The organism is Nitrospirillum bahiense (genome assembly GCF_007828025.1).
Classification (GTDB): domain Bacteria; phylum Pseudomonadota; class Alphaproteobacteria; order Azospirillales; family Azospirillaceae; genus Nitrospirillum; species Nitrospirillum amazonense.
In genome coordinates, this window is sequence record NZ_VITO01000012.1 from 154,979 (window position 1) to 175,649 (window position 20,671).

19 protein-coding genes are annotated in these 20,671 nt (G+C 68.3%); 13 read left to right on the forward strand and 6 right to left on the reverse strand.

The window, feature by feature from the left end; genetic code table 11:
• Nucleotides 1–11 precede the first annotated feature (11 nt).
• Entirely contained in the window at nucleotides 12–1,928 is a 1,917-nt protein-coding gene (gene dxs, locus FBZ88_RS18210) for a 1-deoxy-D-xylulose-5-phosphate synthase (RefSeq protein WP_145618603.1), read from the forward strand.
• A complete protein-coding gene (locus FBZ88_RS18215) occupies nucleotides 1,928–2,698 on the forward strand; it encodes a TlyA family RNA methyltransferase (protein ID WP_145618604.1) in 771 nt (256 codons plus the stop codon). The genes dxs and FBZ88_RS18215 overlap by 1 nt, the downstream gene beginning before the upstream one ends.
• A gap of 19 nt (nucleotides 2,699–2,717) precedes the next feature.
• Here the strand turns inward: FBZ88_RS18215 and FBZ88_RS18220 are convergent, their stop codons facing one another.
• A complete protein-coding gene (locus FBZ88_RS18220) occupies nucleotides 2,718–3,575 on the reverse strand; it encodes a TerC family protein (protein ID WP_145618605.1) in 858 nt (285 codons plus the stop codon).
• Nucleotides 3,576–3,704: 129 nt separating this feature from the next.
• Nucleotides 3,705–5,507, reverse strand: coding sequence for a signal peptide peptidase SppA (gene sppA, locus FBZ88_RS18225; protein ID WP_145618606.1), 1,803 nt, complete (start codon nucleotides 5,505–5,507; stop codon nucleotides 3,705–3,707).
• A gap of 197 nt (nucleotides 5,508–5,704) precedes the next feature.
• On the opposite strand from sppA, the gene pabB reads away from it, so the two are divergent.
• The 4 genes from pabB (at nucleotide 5,705) to FBZ88_RS18245 (ending at nucleotide 9,491) form a co-directional block, all read left to right on the forward strand.
• Nucleotides 5,705–7,174, forward strand: a complete 1,470-nt coding sequence (pabB, locus tag FBZ88_RS18230; RefSeq protein ID WP_145618607.1) for an aminodeoxychorismate synthase component I — start codon at nucleotides 5,705–5,707, stop codon at nucleotides 7,172–7,174.
• Nucleotides 7,171–7,974, forward strand: a complete 804-nt coding sequence (locus FBZ88_RS18235) for an aminotransferase class IV (protein WP_145618608.1) — start codon at nucleotides 7,171–7,173, stop codon at nucleotides 7,972–7,974. Before pabB ends, FBZ88_RS18235 begins: the two co-directional genes overlap by 4 nt.
• 269 nt (nucleotides 7,975–8,243) lie before the next feature.
• Nucleotides 8,244–8,720 carry a Csu type fimbrial protein gene (locus FBZ88_RS31380; protein ID WP_145618609.1) on the forward strand — a complete coding sequence of 159 codons (477 nt, stop codon included), beginning with the start codon at nucleotides 8,244–8,246 and terminating at the stop codon, nucleotides 8,718–8,720.
• A gap of 318 nt (nucleotides 8,721–9,038) precedes the next feature.
• The gene (locus FBZ88_RS18245) at nucleotides 9,039–9,491 is read left to right on the forward strand and encodes a hypothetical protein (RefSeq protein ID WP_145618610.1); all 453 of its coding nucleotides are present in this window, start codon (nucleotides 9,039–9,041) and stop codon (nucleotides 9,489–9,491) included.
• A 112-nt stretch (nucleotides 9,492–9,603) separates the two neighbouring features.
• On the opposite strand, the gene aroC is transcribed toward FBZ88_RS18245, so the two are convergent.
• A complete protein-coding gene (gene aroC / locus FBZ88_RS18250; RefSeq protein ID WP_145618611.1) occupies nucleotides 9,604–10,683 on the reverse strand; it encodes a chorismate synthase in 1,080 nt (359 codons plus the stop codon).
• Between the two features lie 6 nt (nucleotides 10,684–10,689).
• Nucleotides 10,690–11,562, reverse strand: coding sequence for an enoyl-ACP reductase FabI (fabI, locus tag FBZ88_RS18255; RefSeq protein ID WP_211102714.1), 873 nt, complete (start codon nucleotides 11,560–11,562; stop codon nucleotides 10,690–10,692).
• Nucleotides 11,563–11,717: 155 nt separating this feature from the next.
• Here fabI and FBZ88_RS18260 point away from each other — a divergent pair, with 155 nt between their 5' ends.
• The 3 genes from FBZ88_RS18260 to FBZ88_RS18270 are packed head-to-tail and all read left to right on the forward strand — an operon-like array spanning nucleotide 11,718 to nucleotide 14,867.
• Nucleotides 11,718–13,118: a YihY family inner membrane protein gene (locus FBZ88_RS18260; protein WP_145618612.1), complete on the forward strand. Its 1,401-nt coding sequence runs from the start codon at nucleotides 11,718–11,720 to the stop codon at nucleotides 13,116–13,118.
• A gap of 36 nt (nucleotides 13,119–13,154) precedes the next feature.
• Complete coding sequence (locus FBZ88_RS18265; RefSeq protein ID WP_145618613.1) at nucleotides 13,155–13,835, forward strand: dienelactone hydrolase family protein; 681 nt, start codon at nucleotides 13,155–13,157, stop codon at nucleotides 13,833–13,835.
• A 36-nt stretch (nucleotides 13,836–13,871) separates the two neighbouring features.
• Entirely contained in the window at nucleotides 13,872–14,867 is a 996-nt protein-coding gene (locus FBZ88_RS18270) for an aldo/keto reductase (protein WP_145618614.1), read from the forward strand.
• 65 nt (nucleotides 14,868–14,932) lie between these two features.
• On the opposite strand, the gene FBZ88_RS18275 is transcribed toward FBZ88_RS18270, so the two are convergent.
• On the reverse strand, nucleotides 14,933–15,826 hold the full coding sequence (locus FBZ88_RS18275; protein WP_145618615.1) for a DnaJ C-terminal domain-containing protein: 894 nt from the start codon (nucleotides 15,824–15,826) through the stop codon (nucleotides 14,933–14,935).
• A 167-nt stretch (nucleotides 15,827–15,993) separates the two neighbouring features.
• Nucleotides 15,994–16,467: an RT0821/Lpp0805 family surface protein gene (locus FBZ88_RS18280; RefSeq protein WP_088870945.1), complete on the reverse strand. Its 474-nt coding sequence runs from the start codon at nucleotides 16,465–16,467 to the stop codon at nucleotides 15,994–15,996.
• A 258-nt stretch (nucleotides 16,468–16,725) separates the two neighbouring features.
• On the opposite strand from FBZ88_RS18280, the gene pdxH reads away from it, so the two are divergent.
• The 4 genes from pdxH (at nucleotide 16,726) to FBZ88_RS18300 (ending at nucleotide 20,667) form a co-directional block, all read left to right on the forward strand.
• Entirely contained in the window at nucleotides 16,726–17,322 is a 597-nt protein-coding gene (gene pdxH, locus FBZ88_RS18285) for a pyridoxamine 5'-phosphate oxidase (protein WP_145618616.1), read from the forward strand.
• Nucleotides 17,319–18,281, forward strand: coding sequence for a cation diffusion facilitator family transporter (locus FBZ88_RS18290; protein ID WP_145618617.1), 963 nt, complete (start codon nucleotides 17,319–17,321; stop codon nucleotides 18,279–18,281). Before pdxH ends, FBZ88_RS18290 begins: the two co-directional genes overlap by 4 nt.
• A gap of 205 nt (nucleotides 18,282–18,486) precedes the next feature.
• On the forward strand, nucleotides 18,487–19,350 hold the full coding sequence (locus tag FBZ88_RS18295) for an MBL fold metallo-hydrolase (RefSeq protein ID WP_145618618.1): 864 nt from the start codon (nucleotides 18,487–18,489) through the stop codon (nucleotides 19,348–19,350).
• A gap of 72 nt (nucleotides 19,351–19,422) precedes the next feature.
• On the forward strand, nucleotides 19,423–20,667 hold the full coding sequence (locus FBZ88_RS18300) for an ArsB/NhaD family transporter (RefSeq protein WP_145618619.1): 1,245 nt from the start codon (nucleotides 19,423–19,425) through the stop codon (nucleotides 20,665–20,667).
• Nucleotides 20,668–20,671: the final 4 nt, after the last annotated feature.

A 20,671-nucleotide genomic window follows, 5' to 3' on the forward strand; every position in this document is an offset into this window, starting at 1 on the left:
GGAGCCGATGAATGGCGACGAAGACCCCGTTGTTGGACCAGTGTCCGACGCCTGAGCGCCTGCGCGCGCTGCGCCCTGAGCAGCTGCGGCAGGTGGCGGACGAGCTGCGGTCCGAGACCATCGACGCGGTGTCGGTGACGGGCGGGCACCTGGGTGCGGGCCTGGGCGTGGTGGAACTGACGGTGGCGCTGCACTACGTGTTCGACACGCCGGCGGACCGCATCATCTGGGACGTGGGGCACCAGGCCTACCCGCACAAGATCCTGACGGGCCGGCGTGACCGCATCCGCACCCTGCGCCAGGGCGGCGGGCTGTCGGGCTTCACCCGGCGGTCGGAGAGCGAGTACGACCCGTTCGGTGCGGCGCACAGCTCCACTTCCATCTCGGCCGGGCTGGGCATGGCGGTGGCGCGCGACCTGGCGGGCGGGAACAACCACGTCATCGCCGTGATCGGCGACGGGTCGATCTCGGCCGGCATGGCGTATGAGGCCATGAACAACGCCGGGGCCCTGGGCTCGCGCCTGGTGGTGATCCTGAACGACAACGACATGTCGATCGCGCCGCCGGTGGGTGCCGTGTCTGGCTACCTGGCCAAGCTGGTCAGCAGCAGCCAGTACCGCCACCTGCGGGACATCGGCCGCCAGGTGGCGGAACACCTGCCCCGTCCGCTGCAGAACGCGGCGCGGCGGGTGGAGGAATACGCCCGGGGCATGGTCATGGGCGGGACGCTGTTCGAGGAGCTGGGCTTCTACTACGTCGGGCCCATCGACGGTCATGACCTGGACCAGCTGGTGCCCATCCTGGAGAACATCCGGGATGAGCCGAACGGCCGCCCGGTGCTGATCCACGCGGTGACGCAGAAGGGCAAGGGCTACGCGCCGGCCGAGGCCTCGGCCGACAAGCTGCACGCGGTGGGCCGGTTCGACGTGGTGACGGGCGCCCAGGCCAAGGCCAAGGCGAACGCGCCGACCTACACCCGTGTGTTCGCCGACGCCCTGATGAAGGAGGCCAAGGCCGACGACAAGGTGGTGGCGATCACGGCGGCGATGCCGTCGGGCACGGGGCTGGACCTGTTCGGCCAGGCCTTCCCGACGCGCACCTTCGACGTGGGCATCGCGGAGCAGCACGCGGTGACGTTCGCGGCCGGCATGGCGACGGAGGGGTACAAGCCCTTCGTGGCGATCTACTCGACCTTCCTGCAGCGCGGGTACGACCAGCTGGTGCACGACGTGTCGATCCAGAACCTGCCCGTGCGCTTCGCCATGGACCGGGCGGGGCTGGTGGGGGCGGACGGGGCGACGCACGCCGGCGCCTTCGACCTGGCCTACCTGTGCTGCCTGCCCAACATGGTGGTGATGGCGGCGGCGGACGAGGCGGAGCTGGTGCACATGGTGGCGACCAGCGTTGCCTATGACGCCGGCCCCATCGCGCTGCGCTATCCGCGTGGCGAGGGCGTGGGCGTGGAGATGCCGGAGAAGGGCGAGGTTCTGCCCATCGGCAAGGGCCGGATTGTCCGCGAGGGCAACACGGTGGCCATCCTGAGCCTGGGCACGCGCCTGGGCGAGGCGTGCAAGGCGGCCGAGGATCTGGCGGCGCGGGGCCTGTCGACGACGGTGGCGGACGCGCGCTTCGCCAAGCCGATCGACCGGGAACTGGTGCGCCGTCTGGCGGTTGAGCACGAGGTGCTGGTGACCATCGAGGAAGGCTCGGTGGGCGGCTTCGGCGCGCAGGTCATGCAGTTCCTGGCGGAGGAAGGGCTGTTCGACAGCGGCCTGAAGTTCCGTCCCATGGTGCTGCCCGACCGCTATCAGGAACACGACAACCCGGCCAAGCAGTATGACGAGGCCGGCCTCAACGCCAACGGCATCGTCGATACCGTGCTCAAGGCGCTGGGAAACCAGGCGGCGGCGCGGACGCCCAACGCCTGATGTCGGACGAGACCCCTCAGAAGGCCCAGAAGCCGGGGAAAATCCGCGTGGACCAGGCCCTGGTGGAACGCGGCCTGGTGGAAAGCCGCGCCCGGGCCCAGGCCCTGGTGCTGGCCGGCCTGGTTTATGCTGACACCTTGCGCATCGACAAGCCTGGCCAGACCATCCCTGCCGACAAGCCCCTGACCCTGAAGGGCCAGGACCATCCCTGGGTGTCGCGGGGTGGGCTGAAACTGGTGCATGGCCTGGATCATTTCGGATTCGATCCAACGGGTGTCACCGCCATCGATGTGGGCGCCAGCACCGGCGGCTTCACCGATGTGCTGCTGACGCGCGGGGCGGCCAAGGTCTATGCCGTGGACGTAGGCCACGGCCAGCTGGCGTGGAAGCTGCGCACCGACCCGCGCGTGGTGGTCATGGAAAAGACCAACGCCCGGCACCTGACCAGCAATGAGATTCCCGACCCCATCGGCATGGTGGTGTGCGACGCCAGCTTCATCGGTCTGGCCACCGTGCTGCCGGCGGCCCTCGACCTGGTGCGGCCCGGTGGCCGGCTGGTGGCCCTGATCAAGCCGCAGTTCGAGGTGGGCAAGGGCCGCGTGGGCAAGGGCGGCGTGGTGCGGGAACCCGAACTGCACCAGGAGGTCTGCGACGCCGTGGTCGCCTGGCTGTCCGCCCGCCCCGGCTGGACGGTCCTGGGCGTGGACCCCAGCCCCATCCTGGGCCCCGAGGGCAACAAGGAATTCCTGATCGGCGCCCGGCGCGACTGACGCGCCATCGCTGACGTGCTCAGTGCGGATCGAGAAGCGCCAGCGCGTCGGCCGTGGAGGCGGTGACCCGCACCTGGCCCTGGGCATCCGTGATGGTCACCCTTCCATCGGGCGTGTCACGCAGGCCCCGCAGCAGCGCCTCGCGTCCGGCGGCCTCTGGCTTGGCCTGCTTGCGCCGGCCGATCTGATTGGCGGCTTCGATGAGGATGGAGAAGCCGATGGCGGCGTAGAGGTAGCCCTTGGGGATGTGCAGGCCCAGACCCTCCGCCACCAGGCTGAAGCCGATCATCAGCAGGAAGCCCAGGCCCAGGATGATGACGGTGGGGTGGCGGGAGATGAAGGCCATCAGCGGCTTGGACGCCACCAGCATGACGCCCATGGCGATGCAGACGGCCGCCACCATGATGGGCAGCTCATCCACCATGCCCACCGCGGTGATGACGCTGTCCAGCGAGAACACCGCGTCCAGCAGCACGATCTGCACCACCGACCGCCAGAAGGCATTGGCGGCGGCGCTGGGCTTGGGGGCGTTGTGCCCCGCAGCCCCCTCCAGCCGCTCATGCAGCTCCATCGTGCCCTTGGCCAGCAGGAAGGCGCCGCCCAGCACCAGGATCAGGTCGCGTCCCGACAAGGCGAACCCGGCCACGCTGAGCAGCGGCTGGGTCAGCGTCACGATCCAGGAGATGGAGAACAGCAGCAGCAGGCGCATGATCAGCGCCAGCGACAGGCCCACCAGGCGCACGCGGTTGCGCTGCTCCGCCGGCAGCTTGTCGGCCACGATGGCGATGAAGACCAGATTGTCGATGCCGAGGACGACCTCGAGGGAGACCAGGGTCAAGAGCCCGAGCCAGACGCCGGGATCGGCAAGGAAGTCCATCAATGGGCCTGTTCGTTGTGAGCTTGTCAGATAGGGACGATTTGTCGCACCTGCCAGGCCAAGTCGCATGAATTCAAAAGAAGACCCCCGGCCCAGGTGTCCAGGCCGGGGGTTTGCTTCTCATCATCGTCAGCGGGCGGGACCGTTGACGCTCAGGTCCGGCATCATCAGCACCTGTTCCTGCCGCTTGGCGGCGCGGACCATGGGCTGCACCATGTCCAGCAGGGGGCCATAGTCGGCCAGCACCTTCTCCGCTCCGCGGGCCTGGGCCACGCTGGCCATCTCCGCCGCCGCCTTGCCGTTGAACAGGTCCAGCACCATCTCGTACCCGCTCTTGGGCCGGGGGAACTGGACGATGTGCAGGTCGGCGTTGCCGGGAATGCCCGCCACCTGTCGCACCTGCTGCAGGGCTATGTCGTAGCCGCCCAGGGCGTCCACCAGGCCCAGGTCCTTGGCCTGGCGGCCGGTGTAGACGCGGCCCTTGGCCAGCTCGCGCACCTTCTCAATGTCCAGCTTGCGGCCCTTGGCCACGCCCTCGGTGAACTGGGCGTAGATGGCGTCCAGCATGGCGTCCTGGCGGGCGGCCTCGCTGTCGGTATAGGGGCTGGCCGGGCTCCAGATCGTGGCGTTGGCGCCGCGCGTCACCTGGTCCACGCCCACGCCCAGCTTGTCGGCCAGGCCCTTGGCCACGAACTTGCCGCCCAGCACGCCGATGGACCCGGTCAGGGTGGCCGGCAGGGCGACGATGCGGTCGGCATCCATGGCGACCCAATAGCCGCCGGACCCCGCCACGTCGCCCATGGAGATGACGACCGGCTTGCCGGCCTTGCGGGCCCGGTCCACGGCGTGGCGCACGGTCTCCGATCCAACGGGGCTGCCGCCTGGGCTGTTAACCCGGAACAGGATGGCCTTGACGTTGGACTGTTCGATGGCGGTGTCGAAGGCGTCGGCGATGCGGTTGGCGGCGAACGACGGCTCGTCATTGAAGGCGCCGCCGTCCTTGCCACCGCGCACGATCTCGCCCTCGCCCACGATCAGGGCGACGGTGGGGCCCTGGGTGTAGGCGCTGCCGGCGATCTTGCCGTAGGTCAGCAGGTCGACCGTGTCGGCGCCGGCGGCCTTGCCGCCCGCCCGCTCCTTGGCGGCGGCTTCGACCTCATCGAAATAGCCCAGCTTGTCCACCAGCTTGGACGCCAGCGCCTCGCTGTCCAGCAGGGGGGCGTGGTCGATGGCGGCCTTCACCGCGTCGGCGTTCAGATGGCGGCCATCGGCGATGCCCAGCACCATCTGGTCATAGATGTCGCCGGCCAGGCTTTCCGTCATCTCGCGGTTGGCGGGGGTGGCTTGCTTCTCGGCGAACATCTCGGCCGCCGTCTTGTAGTCGGCGCGCTTGGAGATCTGCGGTTGCACGCCGATGCTGTCCAAGGCGCCCCGGAAGAAGGTCTGGGTGACGGCGATGCCGGTGATGCCCACCGTGCCCACCGGTTGCAGCCACACCTGATCGAAGGCGCTGGCGAGGTAGTAGGGGGTCATGCCGCTGCCGGCGTCGCCGTAGCTTTCGGCATGGATGTAGGCGAAGCGGCCGGTGGCGCGGAAGCGGGCGATGGCGTCACGCAGTTCCTGCGTGGTGCCGATGCCCTGGCTGGCGTTGCCGACCTTGGCCACCAGGCCCTTGACCTTGGGGTCGCGGCCGGCCTGTTCCAGCGCGTCGATCACCTCGCGCACGCTGCCGCGACGGCTGGTGAGCAGGCTGGACCAGCCGTCCTCGCCCGGCGCCTCCGCCAGGGGGCGTTCGAAGTTGAACTCCAGCACCACGGACTGGGGCAGGGTGGGTTGCTTGTCCTTCGCCTTGATGGCCAACAGGATCAATCCCGCCGTCAGCAGGACCCCGAACAGGCCGATAAGGGCGAACAACCGGACGATGAAACGCATGAACGCGGTTCCTGGAAGCCGTAAAATCCGGCTGCCATACCACCACAGCGCGTGAGCCTTGCCAAGGCGGCCGGGCGGTAGGGCCGCTTAGGCGGACCCCTGATCTTCTGTGCCTTCATGTCTATGCCCACCCTTTCGGCCTTTCGGCCGAGGCCGGCGTTGGCGAAGCGAGGAAGGAAGGGGTAAGGTCCGCGCTCATGACGCCCCCCCATCCCGCATCGCCTGACGGCATCGTCGCGCTGGAAATCCCGCCGCCCGACCCGGTGTCGGTCTATGCCCAGCTGGCCCATCTGCCCCGGCCCTTCCTGCTGGACGGTGGCGCCGCCGACGCCACCCGCGCCCGCTACAGCTATGTCGGTGCCGATCCGCAGACCTGGGTGGAATGTGCGGATGGCCTCGTCACCGTGGATGGTCGGCCGGTCGAGGGCGACGCCCTGGGCACGCTGGACGCCCTGCTGCGGGCCGGCCGTAACCGGCTGGGCGCCGCGCCGGCCGGTGAGTTGCCGCCCTTCCGGGGCGGGGCGGTGGGCTTCCTGGGTTATGAGCTGGGCGGACAGCTGGAGGCGTTGCCCACACCGCGGGCAGAGGGCATCGCCTTGCCGGACATGGCGGTGGGCATATACGACCGCGTCGTCGCCATCGACCACGCCGCCGGCCGCGCCTGGATCTTCTCCGCCCGCCGCGCCGACGCGGAGGAGTGGCGGGAGCTGTTGGCGGCCGTGGGCCCGGCGGTGCCGGCGAGGGAAGGGCCCTGGTTGGCCACCCCCGGCTGGCGCGCGGGCTGGAGCCGGGCGGATCACGAGGCCGCCGTGGCCCGCACGGTGGACTACATCGCCGCCGGCGACATCTACCAGGCCAACATCACCCAGCGTTTTCTGGGGACGCTGGCGCCGGGGGTAACGCCGTTGGACCTTTACGTCCGTCTCCGCACCCGTGCGGCGGCCCCTTTCTCCGCGCTGCTCGATCTGGGCCCAAAAGGGGGGGACGCCCGCGCCGTGGTGTCCGTGTCACCTGAACGCTTCCTAGCGGTGGATGCGGAGGGGTGGGTGGAGACGCGGCCCATCAAGGGCACGCGGCCGCGCGACGCCGATCCCGCACGGGACGCCGCCCTGGCGGTGGAGCTGCTGGCCTCGGCCAAGGACCGGGCGGAAAACCTGATGATCGTCGATTTGATGCGCAACGACCTGTCGCGCGTGGCCGTGGTCGGCTCCGTCACCGTGCCCACGCTGTGCGGGCTGGAAAGCTACCGCACCGTGCATCACCTGGTCAGCGTCGTGACGGCGCGGCTGGCGCCCGGCGTCGGCGCCGTCGACCTGCTGCGCGCCACCTTCCCTGGCGGCTCCATCACCGGCGCGCCCAAGATTCGCGCCATGGAGATCATCCACGAGCTGGAGCCGGCTCGGCGCGGGCCCTATTGCGGCTCCGTCCTGTGGCTGGGCTGGGACGGCGCCATGGATAGCAGCATCATCATTCGCACCCTGGCCATGGCGGCGGGGCAGGTGGTGGTGCAGGCCGGCGGCGGCATCGTTGCCGACAGCGATCCGGCGGCGGAATATGAAGAGAGCCTGGTCAAGGCACGCGCCCTGCTGACGGCGCTGGACCCGGCCATGGCTTGGCCGCCGCCTGGGGCGATGGCTGGGCCGGAACCGGGGAGCGAGGCGGCATGACCGGCCTGGTCTGGCTGAATGGTGCCCTGCTGCCGGCTGCGTCCGCCGGCATCGGCGTGGCCGATCGGGGCTTCCTGCTGGGTGATGGGTTGTTTGAAACGGTGTGCTGGCGGGACGGGGCCGTGGTGCGGCTGGATGCCCACCTTGCCCGCCTGGCCCGGGGGGCGACCGTGCTGGGCCTGCCCCTGCCGCCGCTGGCCACACTGGCGGCCGCCCTGGCCGACACGGCCGTCGCCAACGACCTCAAGGACGGCTCGCTGCGGTTGACGGTCAGCGCCGGGCCGGGCGCCCGCGGCTTGCCCCGTCCGGCCGTTCCGGTGCCCACCCTGCTGGTCACGGCCGCGCCCGGCGGCACCCCGCTGCCGCCCGCACGGGTGGTGACCGCCACCGTCACCCGCCGCAATGAGCATTCGCCCCTCAGCCGCGTCAAATGCCTGAACTACCTGGACCAAATCCTGGCGCGCAATGAGGCGACGGCCCGTGGCGCGGACGACGCCGTGCTGCTCAACACCGCCGGGCAGGTGGCCTGCGCCACCGCCGCCACGCTGTTCGCGATGGTGGATGGCGCCCTGGTGACCCCGCCGCTTCCGTCGGGCGCCTTGCCGGGTACCCGGCGCGCGGCGGTCCTGGCCGCCCTGGGGGGCGAGGAGCGGACTCTGGCGCCGGCCGACCTGCGGCGCGCGACAGAGGTGTTCTTCACCTCCAGCCTCATGGTGCGGCCGGTGGTGGCGCTGGATGGCCAGGTGGTGGGCGATGGTCGGCCCGGAGCCATGGCCGCCGCCGCCGTACGGCTCACATGACGCATTTTGCATAGTATGATGCAATGATTGCGAGCGACCCTATCCCAAGGGCGCGATGCGGGATGCATCAATAAGGCGTACCTCGCAAGGCTTACAACAATGGGCTAGGTGCCGGTGCAAGTGATAATTCTCCTTAAGATACTGGAATTATTGGATCGTCGTGATCGGCGGGAAGTTCGGGCCCAGCCTTGGCACGGTGGGTGCTTATAACCAGGCATGAACCAATCGGGGCCGCTGAAGCCCCCCACCGAACCGATAGGAACCCCATCATGATCCGCATCGCCGCCGCCGCCGCTGCCACTGTCCTGTTTTCTGGGGCCCTGTTCGCCGCCGCCCCCGCCTTCGCCGCCGCCGGCGCGTCGGGCACCATCCAGCTGAACAGCTCCGTCGCCCAGACCTGCACCGTGGCCGTCACCGATGCCGGTGCCACCCTGAACATCCTGTCCGGCTCCAGCAACGTCGCCGTCGGCAGCGTGGTCGAGAACTGCAATGACGGCGCCGGCTACACCATTACCGTCGCCTCTTCCAACAACGGCACGCTGAAGTCGTCCGCCACCGGCGCCCAGGCCATCAGCTACACCACCACCTACGACGGCACCAACGGTTCGGGCCAGAGCTTCGCCGTCACCCGCTCCAGCGCCCAGTTCAACAAGACCTCCAACGTCTCCGTGACGGTTCCGGCCAACGCCCAGGCCATCGCCGGCAGCTACGCCGACACCCTGACCATCACCATCGCCGGCAAGTAAGCCGCCAGCGACGGTCACCACGGGTTCGGAAGAGGGCGCCCCACGCCGGGGCGCCCTTTTTCGTATTCACATGCTGGCGGATTGCAAATTCTAATGCATTGATTCCGCTGAACATTTGAAAGATGGGGCATTGCAGATCGCAATGACGCTTCGATTGGGGTCAAGGGGCGCATCGGGATTAATCCTATATATCTAAATAATATCAATGTGTTAACGAACCGGCCTGGACATCCGGCAAACTTGGCACTCGAATTGCTTATAACGGAAGCATCAAGCAAACGGGCAACAAGCCCAGCCGAACCGATAGGAACTTCCGTCATGATCCGCTTCGCCGCCGTTGCCGCCATCGCCGCCGTTCTGTTCGCCGCCCCGGCCCTGGCCGACACCTCGGGCAGCATCAAGCTGAGCGGCACCGTGGCCCAGACCTGCACCGTGGCGGTGACCGATGCCCAGACCCAGCTGAACATCCTGGCCGGTTCCAACAACGTCACGGTCGGCAGCGTGGTCGAGACCTGCAACGACGGTGCCGGCTACACCATCACCGTCGCCTCCGCCAACGGCGGCAGCCTGCGCGGCACCAGCCCCACCGTGCCGCCGGTCAGCTACACCACCATCTATGACGGCCAGTCCGGCACCGGCACCGTGAACGTCACCCGCTCCAACGCCCAGTTCGGCAAGACCGCCACCGTCGCCGTGACGGTGCCCGCCAACGCCCAGGCCATCGCCGGCAGCTACAGCGACACCCTGACCATCACCATCGCCGGCAAATAAGCCCGCAAGGGTCCAGCCCCCAAACAGAACGGCCCCGCCTGTCGTCCAGGCGGGGCCGTTGCTGTTCTTGCGAAGCCAGGCGGCGAGCGTCGTCGCCCGGCGCCTGGGGGAGCTACTTATAAGCCCTGAAGCGCAGCCAATGGTCGGCCAGCACGCAGGCCATCATGGCCTCGCCCACCGGCACCGCGCGGATGCCGACGCAGGGGTCGTGGCGGCCCTTGGTCAGGATGTCCGTCTCGTTCCCGTGCACATCCAGCGTGCGACGGGGCGTGAGGATGCTGCTGGTGGGCTTCACGGCGAAGCGGACGACCACGTCCTGGCCTGTGGACAGGCCGCCCAGGATGCCGCCGGCGTTATTGGACAGGAAGGCCGGCTTGCCGTCCGGGCCCGCCCGCATCTCGTCGGCGTTCTCCTCGCCCGTCAGCTCGGCTGCGGCGAAGCCGGCGCCGATTTCCACGCCCTTGACCGCGTTGATGGTCATCATGGCGCGGGCCAGGTCGCTGTCCAGCTTGTCGTAGATGGGCTCACCCAGGCCAGCCGGCACACCGGACGCCACCACCTCGACCACCGCGCCCACGGACGAACCGTTCTTGCGGATGCCGTCCAGGTAGGCGGCCCATTCCTCCGCCGTCCCGGCATCGGGGCAGAACAGGGGGTTCTGGTCCACCTGATCCCAGTCCCAGCGCGTGCGGTCCACCTTATGCGGGCCCACCTGCACCAGGGCGCCGCGGATGGTCACGCCACCCGGCACCGCCTCCAGCACCCGGCGGGCGACGGCGCCGGCCGCCACGCGGGCCGCCGTCTCGCGCGCGGAGGAGCGCCCGCCGCCGCGATAGTCGCGGATGCCATAGCGCTCCCAATAGGTGTAGTCGGCGTGGCCCGGCCGGAACTTGTCCTTGATGTCGCCGTAGTCCTTGGACCGCTGGTCCTCGTTCTCGATCATCAGGCAGATGGGCGTGCCCGTGGTCTTGCCCTCGAACACGCCCGACAGGATGCGCACCGTGTCCGGCTCGCGCCGCTGGGTGGTGAAGCGCGACTGCCCCGGCTTGCGCCGGTCCAGGAAGCCCTGGATCCAGGCTTCGTCCAGGTCCATCAGGGGCGGGACGCCGTCCACCACGCAGCCCAGCGCCACCCCATGGCTTTCGCCGAAGGTGGTGAAGCGGAACTGCGTTCCGATGCCGTTACCGGCCATGACCGCTTACCCTTCCGACTTGACCAGGCTCTGCAGCAGGGCCGAGGTCTCCGCGGCGCTGTCCACCGCCAGCATGCCCACGGTGTGGTAGCCGCTGTCGACATGATGGACTTCGCCGGTGACGCCGCTGCCCAGGTCGCTCAGCAGGTAAAGGGCGGAGTTGCCGACCTCACCGATGGTGACGTTGCGCTTCAGGGGCGCGTTCAGCTCGTTCCACTTCAGGATGGCGCGGAAGTCGCCGATGCCGCTGGCCGCCAGGGTCTTGATGGGGCCGGCAGAGATGGCGTTGACGCGGATGTTCTGGGGCCCCAGGTCCGCCGCCAGGTAGCGCACGCTGGCCTCCAGCGCCGCCTTGGCGACACCCATCACATTGTAATGCGGCATCACCCGTTCGGCGCCATAATAGCTGAGGGTCAGCAGGCTGCCGCCGTTGGTCATCATCGGCACCGCCCGCTGGGCGATGGCGGTGAACGAGTAGCAGGAAACATCCATGGTCAATGCGAAGTTAGACCGGGAGGTGTTCAGGTACAGGCCGTCCAGCTCGTTCTTGTCGGAAAAGCCGATCGCATGCACCACGAAATCCAGGGTTCCCCACTGTTCCTTCAGGGTCGCGAACACCGCGTCCATGCTGGCTTCGTCGGTGACGTCGCAGGGCAGGACGTGGGGCACGCCCAGCTGTTCGGCCAGGGGCTTCACGCGCTTGGCCAGCGCGTCGCCCATATAGGTGAAGGCCAGCTCGGCCCCCTGGGCGGCGACCGCCTTGGCGATGCCCCAGGCGATGGACCGGTCATTGGCAACGCCCATGATCAGGCCGCGCTTGCCGGCCATCAGGGTCCCAGTGGTGGGCCCGGGGGCGGGGGTTGCCGTCGAAATGGTCATCCGTCTCTCTCCGGAAAATTAGGCGCGCATCCTACACGAAGCGGTTTTGCGGTCAAAGGCTGGGCGCCCTATATCTGCGCACACCTAGAATACACGCGCGAAAGGTCTTCCCTTGGCAGTTTTACGCTTCGAAGCCTGGGTGGGGGCGGCGTCCCATGACTGAAATGCGAACCCAATCCACGGCCTGGACCCGGCTGACCGACCGATTGCCGTATTCGGTGCAGCACTTCATCCTGGCCTTCGTCGGGGTCACCAGCTACGCCGTCCGCCGCTTCTATCGCGACAACTGCCTGCAGGCGGTGGGCTCGCTCACCTACACCAGCCTCTTGGCGGTGGTGCCGCTGTTCACCGTGGGCTTCGCCATTTTCCAGGCCTTCCCCGCCTTCCAGACGCTGCGGGCCGAGGCGGAGATGCTGCTGCTGGAGAACCTGGTGCCCCAGGTGGGGGAGAACCTGAACGACCGCCTGCATGAATTCGTCAGCAACGCCGGCACCATGACGGGGGTGGGCGTGCTGGGCCTGGCGGTCACCTCCATCCTGCTCTTCTTCTCCATCGAGGGGGCATACAACGCCATCTGGCGCAGCCGCGAGCGGCATTCGGTGCTGGTGCGGTTGCTGTCCTTCTGGGCGGTGCTGACCATGGCGCCCCTGCTGCTGGGCGTCAGTTTGTCGCTGTCCTCCGTTGCCGTCTCTTACCTGGGTGCGGAGGGATCGGTGGTGGTGGAACTGGTGCGCCGCGTGCTGCCCGGTCTGCTGGAGACGGCCTTCTTCGGCCTCACCTACCTGGCCATCCCCACCCGGCCGGTGCGATGGCAGGACGCCATGGTGGGTGGCGTGGTGGCCGGCGTCGCCATGGAGGTGGCGAAGGTCGGCTTCGCCCTCTACATCGGCCAGGTCCACACCTACACCACCATCTACGGTGCCCTGTCGGTGCTGCCCACGGTGCTGCTGTGGCTGTACCTGGTGTGGTGCCTGATCCTGTTCGGGGCGGAGGTGACGGCGGCCCTGCCGGAGTGGCGCTCAGGCCGCATCACCGAGATGGGGCCCGCCGGCCTGTCCCCGGCCCAGCGCTTGGTGGTGGCCCTGGCCATCCTGCGGGAACTGATGCTGGCCGCCCGCGACGGTCACGCCCTGAAGCGCGCCGACGTCATCGCCCGGGTGCCGGTGGGCGCGGTGGCGGTTGACGGCATGCTGGAACAGCTGTGCGCCGCCAACTGGACCATCCGCACCGCCGACGGCGCCTGGGTCGCCACCCGCGACCTGCACGACGCCACCCTCAGCGACCTGTACCTGGCGCTGGACTTCGGCATGTGGGGTGACCTCCTGTCCGTGGGCCATCTGCAGGCCCCCTGGCAGCGCAAGGTGCACGGCATTTTCGAGCAGGTGCGGCACGATGCTGGCGCTGCGATGGAAACACCCCTGGCCGACCTGCTGGCCCCCGATGCCACGCCCGCCGCGCCGCCGGCGACGACCCAGCCGGGGACTGCCCAACCCGGGGTGGCCCAACTCGCGGCGGAAGAGCGCATGCGGGTGGCGGCCCAGCCCCCGGGACGCTAAGTCCCTATACGTCTTTCCACCAGACAGGAGGCCGACATGGCCACGACCATCACGTTGCGCTCCGCCATCGACGGGTTCGAGTTCACCGCCCTGCATGCCGAGCCGGAGGGCGAGCGCCAGGGCGGCGTCATTGTCATCCAGGAGATTTTCGGCCTGGATTCTTATGTGGCCGAGGATGTGGCCCGCTGGGCCGCCCTGGGCTTCGAAGTCATCGCCCCCTCCATGTTCGACCGCCAGGAGAAGGGTTTCGTCGCCGGGCATGACGAGCATGGCTTCGCGGTCGGTCGCCAATACGCCCAGGCCAATGGCGCCGAAAATCCAGTGGCCGACGTCCAGGCCTGCGTCGATGCGCTGAAGGACAAGGGCCCCGTCTTCCTGGTGGGCTATTGCTACGGCGGCACCGTCGCCTGGCGCGCGGCCGCCACGGTCCAGGGCCTGGCGGCGGTGTCCAGCTATTACGGCGGCGGCGTGGCCGGCTTGGTGGACCTGACACCGCTCTGCCCGGCCATCTGCCACTTCGGCCGCAAGGATCAGCACATCCCGGCCGACCAGGTGGCTGAGACCCTTCAGAAGGCGCACCCGGACGTGCCGGTCTACATCTATGAGAACTCCGGCCATGGCTTCAACAACGACGGCCGGCCGGACTCGAACCTCGAGGACGCGCAGCTGGCCCGCAAGCGCACGCTGGATCTGTTCCGCGGCAACGCCGGCCGGTGACCGGCGGCCTGACAAAAAGACAAACGGGAGTTGGACATGCTGACACGACGCAAACTGGGCCGGCAGGGCCTGGAGGTTTCATCGCTGGGCCTGGGATGCATGGGCATGACCCACGCCTACGGCAGCCCGGACGATGCCGAATCCATCGCCACCCTGCACCGCGCCATCGAGCTGGGCTGCACCTTCCTGGACACGGCCGAGGTCTACGGCCCCTACACTAATGAGGAACTGCTGGGCCGCGCGCTGGAAGGCCGGCGTGACCAGGTGCAGATCGCCACCAAGTTCGGCTTCGTCATCGGCGAAGGCAAAGGCCCGCTGAGCGGCACCGACAGCCGGCCGGAGCATATCCGCGAGGTCGTCGAGGCGTCGCTGAAGCGCTTGCGCACCGACCGTATCGACCTGCTGTACCAGCACCGCGTCGACCCCAACACGCCCATCGAGGACGTGGCCGGCACGGTCCGGGACCTGATCCAGGAGGGCAAGGTGCTGTATTTCGGCCTGTCGGAGGCCGGGTGCGACACCATCCGCCGGGCGCACGCGGTGCAGCCGGTCACGGCCCTGCAAAGCGAATACTCCCTGTGGGAACGGAACCTGGAGCAGGACGTGCTGCCCCTGCTGACCGAGCTGGGCATCGGCATGGTGCCGTTCAGCCCCCTGGGGCGCGGCTTCCTCACCGGCATCGCCAAGCGGGCGGAGGAGTATCCGGAGAACGACTACCGCTCCAAGAACGATCCCCGGCTGCAGGGCGACAATTTTGACGCCAACATGCGCCTGGCGGAATTCGTGCGCGACGTCGCCCAGGGTTATGGCGCCACGGCGGGGCAGGTGGCGCTGGCCTGGCTGCTGCAGAAGCGGCCGGACATCGTGCCCATTCCCGGCACCAAGCGCCGCAAGTACCTGGAAGAGAACCTGGCGGCCGACGCATTGAAATTGTCGGCGGAAGATGTGGCGCGCCTGGACGCGGCGCTGGAGACCTACCAGGTGGCCGGCCCCCGTTATGTCGAGCGTGCCATGGCCATGGTGGATCGCTGAGGTGACATGAAAAGGGCGGGCGCCGCGAGGCTCCGCCCTTTTCGCTGTTCCCCCAGGCGCCGGCCTCAGATCAGGCCGGCCTTGCGGCGCACGTCATACTCATGGGTCTTGCCCCACTTCTCGATGAAGGCCTGCAGCTCGGCGTCCGGCCGGTCGGGCAGGACCACGGTCAGCTTCACATACTGGTCGCCCTGGGTGCCGCGCTCGGGATTGGCGACACCCTTGCCCTTCAGGCGCAGGGTGGTGCCTGAGTTGGCGGGCTTGGGCACCTTCACTTGCACAGCGCCATCCAGGGTCGGCACCTTGATGGTGGCGCCCAGCAGCGCTTCCTGCAGGGTGATGGGGACATCCAGGTGGATGTCGTCCTCCCGCCGCACGAAGTAGGGGTGGGGCGTGACGTGCACCTCGACGATGGCGTCGCCGGCCCCGGCGCCGCCCAGTCCCGCCAGCCCCTGGCCCTTCAGGCGCAGCTTCTGCTGGTCCTGCGTGCCGGGGGGGATGTTGATGTCGATGCTCTTGCCCGTGGACAGGCTCAGGCGCCGCTTGGCGCCCAGGCAGGCCTCGGTGAACGGCACGGTGACGGAATAGGCCACGTCGCTGCCGCGCGCCTTCACGCCGCTGCCGCCGCGCTTGCGGGCGGCGCCGAAGATATCGGCGAAGGGATCGTCTTCGTAATCGAAGTCGCCTGAGCGCCCGGCGCCGGCATAGGCGCGCCGGAAGGATCGGTCCGGCCGTTCGGCGCCGCTGGCGTCGATCTCGCCCCGGTCATAGCGGGCGCGCTTGTCCGGGTCGGACAACAGGCTGTAGGCGCCGTTGGCTTCCTTGAACTTCAGCTCGATATCGGCCCGGCCCGGGTTCAGGTCGGGGTGGTACTGCTTGGCGAGGCGGCGATACGCCTGCTTGATGTCCTCAGCGCTGGCGCTGCGGCCGACGCCAAGGATTTGGTAGGGATCGCGCATGGTCGCACTATCTATTGCCGGTCTGCCCCCACAATATGCGCAACGCGCGCGCGGCTTCAAGCATGCGGGGACCGGCTATTTTGGGGATCGGGGCGGCCCATGCATAAACCCCTGGCCGCGCGATCGCGGCCAGGGGTTCGCATCAAGGCCCGCACGGGGCGGCGGGATCAGTTCTCGCTGACGATCTTCCAGCTGCCGTCCGGCTGGCGGCAGGCGGTGCCGTAGCCCTGCTGCTTCTCCCCGCCGACCACGATGGTCTGCTGGAATTCGCGGCAATAGGCGCCGTCGCCGCGGGTGCCGTCGCGCACCGGCGTCACAATGACCTGGTGGTCGTTGTTGGGGTTGTTCCACACGATGGGTTGGCCCACGGGGGCGCTGTAGGCCATCTGCGTGTTGCGTTCCATGGCGGCACGGTCGGCATCGTCCATGCGCTTGCCGATGGAGCTGCCCGCCAGACCGCCCAGCAGGACGCCCAGGCCGGTCAAGGCCAGCTTGCCGCCGCCGTGGCCGAACTGGGAACCGATCAGGCCGCCGGCGGCCGCGCCGCCCAGCATGCCCACCGTCTGGTTCTTGCCCCCGGTGGTGTCGCACGCGCTCAACAGGACGCTGGACGCCATCAACGCGATGATGACTTTCTTCATGGTTGTTAGTCCTTCTTTCCTCTCCTGCGGCCGCGCCTTTCTGGCGGCCTGGCTTTGCGCAAATCCGGTCCCGCATCCCTGACCATACCCCGCGTCTACCCCTTATCAGGGCATCCGCCAATGACCTGGGGCAATCAACCAACCCCAAAATCACAAGATGGCGTGCGGGTCGTCCATGCGGCGTCCTGCGTGGACAAGGATGTAGTGTGGCGTATGGTAGGCGGCAATTCCGGCATATCTATGACACGGATTACCACCATGGATTTTGTTGTCGCACCCGATCCTTACACGCTTTTCCAGTCCTGGCTGGACGAGGCATCGCGGACCGAACCCAACGACCCCAACGCCATGTCGCTGGCCACCATCGGCGCCGACGGCATCCCGGCGGTGCGCATCGTGCTGCTGAAGGGCCTGGATGACGGCGGCTTCGTCTTCTACACCAACACCCTCAGCCGCAAGGGCCGCGAACTGGCCGCGCATCCCGTTGCCGGCCTGTGCTTCCACTGGAAAAGCCTGCGCCGCCAGGTGCGGGTGGACGGCCGCGTCAGCCCGGTGACGGCTCAGGAGGCCGACGACTATTACCGCGTGCGGCCGCGCGGCAGCCAGATCGGCGCCTGGGCGTCGGCGCAGTCGCAGCCGCTGGACAGCCGGGCGACCCTGGAACGCCGCGTGGCGGAAGAGACGGCGCGCTTCGGCGAGGGCGACATTCCCCGCCCGCCGCACTGGTCCGGCTACCGGGTCACCCCGGTGCGGATGGAGTTCTGGCAGGATCGGGAGTTCCGCCTGCACGACCGCTTGGTCTATACTCGGGATGCTGAGGACAAGGGCTGGACGACGGAACGCCTCTACCCATGAATGTGACGGCCAAGGTGCAAGCTGAATCGCCCGACGGTGCGGGGGAGGGCGATGCGGACGGACGGTGGCGCCGCGGCGCCACCTATGCCAGCGTCACCGTGGCCGCCATCCTCATCGCCGGCAAGTTCGGCGCCTATCTGGCCACCAATTCCGTCAGCATCCTGTCCTCGCTGATCGACAGTAGCGTGGACGCGCTGGCCTCCGTCATCACCCTCATCAGCGTGGCCCGGGCCCTGAAGCCACCGGATTCCGCCTTCCGTTTCGGCCATGGCAAGGCGGAACCGCTGGCGGCCCTCTTCCAGTCCGCCTTCATTGTCGGATCGGCCCTGTTCCTGGGATACGAATCGCTGAGCCGGCTGTTCGAACCCAGGCCGGTGGGCGACATCAGCGTGGGCCTGTGGGTCATGGCCGCCGCCATCGCGCTCACCTTCGTGCTGGTGCTGTTCCAGCGCTGGGTCATCCGCCGCACGGCCTCGCTGGCCATTGGCGCGGACAGCCTGCACTACAGCGGCGACATGCTGCTGAACGCCGCCGTCATGGTCTCGCTGCTGCTGGGCCGCTGGACGGGCCAGGCCTTCTGGGACCCCCTGTTCGGCCTGGGCATCGCCGCCTTCCTCGTCTGGGGCGCGGTCGGCATCTCGCGCACGGCGCTGGACGTGCTGATGGACCGTGAACTGCCCGACGTCGACCGCACCCGGGTTGCCGATCTGGTGAACGCCCATCCGGCGTCGCGCGGCCTGCATGATCTGCGCACGCGCTCCACCGGCTTGGGCCAGCACATCGAGTTCCACCTGGAGCTGGACAGCCATCTGACGCTGACAGAGGCGCATGACATCACGGATGAGATCGAATCATCCCTGCGCGCTGCCTTTCCCAATGCCGAGGTTACCATCCATCAAGAGCCGGCCGGCCTGGATGATGAGCGGCTGGACCATCGCCTGCGTCCCCGCCGCCGGTGAAACGGTGATGAGGGCCTGAATTTCAAGGGGGCTTTCCCGCTGGAAAGGGTACCCCTTAAAGTGTGGTTGTGCGTTCGCGGGGCGAACATCACTTGACAATCCCTGTGCACTTGTGCCCAAGCGCGTCCCTTCCTGTGCGAGACGTCACAGACCGGTGTTCAAGGACGGGTTAGCTTGGCCGCGATGGAATTCGGGGCTTTGGTTTATGGGTTTCACCGTTACCTTCTGGGGCGTCCGCGGGACTGTCCCCTGTCCGATGGCCAGTCATCTTGAGTATGGTGGCAACACCAGCTGTATCGAGGTGACAGCGGGCGACCGGACGCTCGTACTGGATGCCGGCACCGGCCTGCGGTCGCTGGGCAAGAGCCTGCGCGCACGCGGCATCAACGATGTCACGTTGCTGCTGACCCACACCCATATAGACCACATCAACGGCTTCCCGTTTTTCGAGCCGTGCTACAACACTGACTTTTCCATGCGGGTGATGGCGGGCCACTGCCAGGGTGCGCACTGCATCCAGTCCGTCATGGAAAAGCCCATGGATTCCTGCCTGTTTCCCGTGCCGCTGCAGAAACTGCGCGCCTCGCTGGTGTTCGAGGATTTCCGCCCCGGCGCCACCCTGGATCTGGGCGACGGCATCACCGTCCACACCGCCCGCCTGAATCACCCGGGCGGCGGCACCGGCTATCGCATCGACTATGACGGGCGCAGCTTCTGCTACGTCACCGATACCGAGCACGACCCCGACCGCATGGATGCCAACGTCCTGGGCCTGATCCAGGGCGCTGACCTGGTGGCATACGACTGTTCCTATACCGATGAGGAATTCGCCGGCCGCCGGGGCTGGGGCCATTCAACGTGGCGCGAAGGCGTGCGCCTGGCCCAGGCTGCCGGCGTGGGCCGCCTGTGCCTGTTCCACCATGATCCCGACCATGACGATGTCCGCATGAAGGCCATCGAGGCCGAGGCGCAGCAGGAATGGCCGCAGTGCTTCGCCGCGCGCGAGGGCATGCAGGTGGACATGGCGGCGCTGGCCACGCCCAAGAAGGGCGCCGAGGCTGCGGCCTAAACACATCTGCCTGATTCCTTAGGCCTATTTCCCGCTTGCCGCTCGGGCGCCCGCGCTGTAGCGCTTCGCCCCATGACTCTGCTGATCATCGTCACCTTCGCCGTCGTCTACCTGGGCATGGCCATAGGCCACCTGCCCCGGCTGAAAGTGGACCGCACCGGCATCGCCATGCTGGGGGCCATCGTACTGCTGGTGGCGGGCGCGGTGACCGAGGGGGCGGCCATCAAGGCCATCGACTTCCCCACCCTGTTCATCCTGCTGGGGCTCATGATCCTGTCGGCGCAGTTCGCGCTGTCGGGCTTCTACGACTGGTGCGCGTGGCGCCTGGCCAACGTGCCGTGGAGGCCCGAGGCGCTGCTGGCCGCCGTGGTGGTGGTGGCGGGCGGCCTGTCCGCCCTGCTGGCCAACGACGTGGTGGTCTTCGCCATGACGCCGCTGCTGTGCGCAGGCCTGCGGGCGCGAGGGCTGGACGCGCGGCCCTATCTCATCGCCCTGGCGGGGGCCGCCAACGCCGGGTCCGCCGCCACTGTCATCGGCAACCCGCAGAACATCCTCATCGGCCAGCTAGGCCACCTGGGATTCTGGCGCTTCCTGTTCGCCTGCGGCGTGCCCGCCTTCCTGTCGCTGGTCATCGTCTATTGGGTGGTGGCGCGGGTGTGGCGGGGGCGCCTGTCGGACGGCCAGGCCCAGGCCCTTGTAGATCGTAAAGAAGGACCCCCGGACGCGCCCCGGGCCTGGCAGCTGTCCAAGGGATTGATCGGGGTCGTGGTCTTGCTGGTGGCCTTCACCACGCCCTTTCCCCGCGACGTCGCGGTGCTGGGCATTGCCGGCTGCATGCTGGTCAGCCGCCGCTTCGCCAGCCGTGACATGCTGGGCCTGGTCGACTGGCACCTGCTGGCCCTGTTCGCCGGCCTGTTCATCCTGACGGGCGCCCTGGCCGACACCGGGCTTCCCGGCCAGCTGGTGGATCAGCTGGCGGCGTCTGGCCTGGCGCTGGACCGGCTGCCCTTCCTGGGCGCCTTCTCTGTCCTGGCCAGCAACAGCATCGGCAACGTGCCGGCGGTGGTGCTGTTGATGAAGGTGTGGGCCCACCCGCCGGAGGGGGCGCTGTACGCCCTGGCCCTGTTCTCCACCCTGGCCGGCAACCTGTTGCTGCCCGGCAGCCTGGCCAACATCATCACCGTGGAGCGGGCGGCGGCGGTGGGCGTGACCCTGGGCTTCCGCGACCATGCCCGCTGCGGCGTGCCCATGACCGTGCTATCCCTGTTGCTGGCCACGGTGTGGCTGCTGGCGATGGGCTATATCGCGGCGGTGTGAGGGG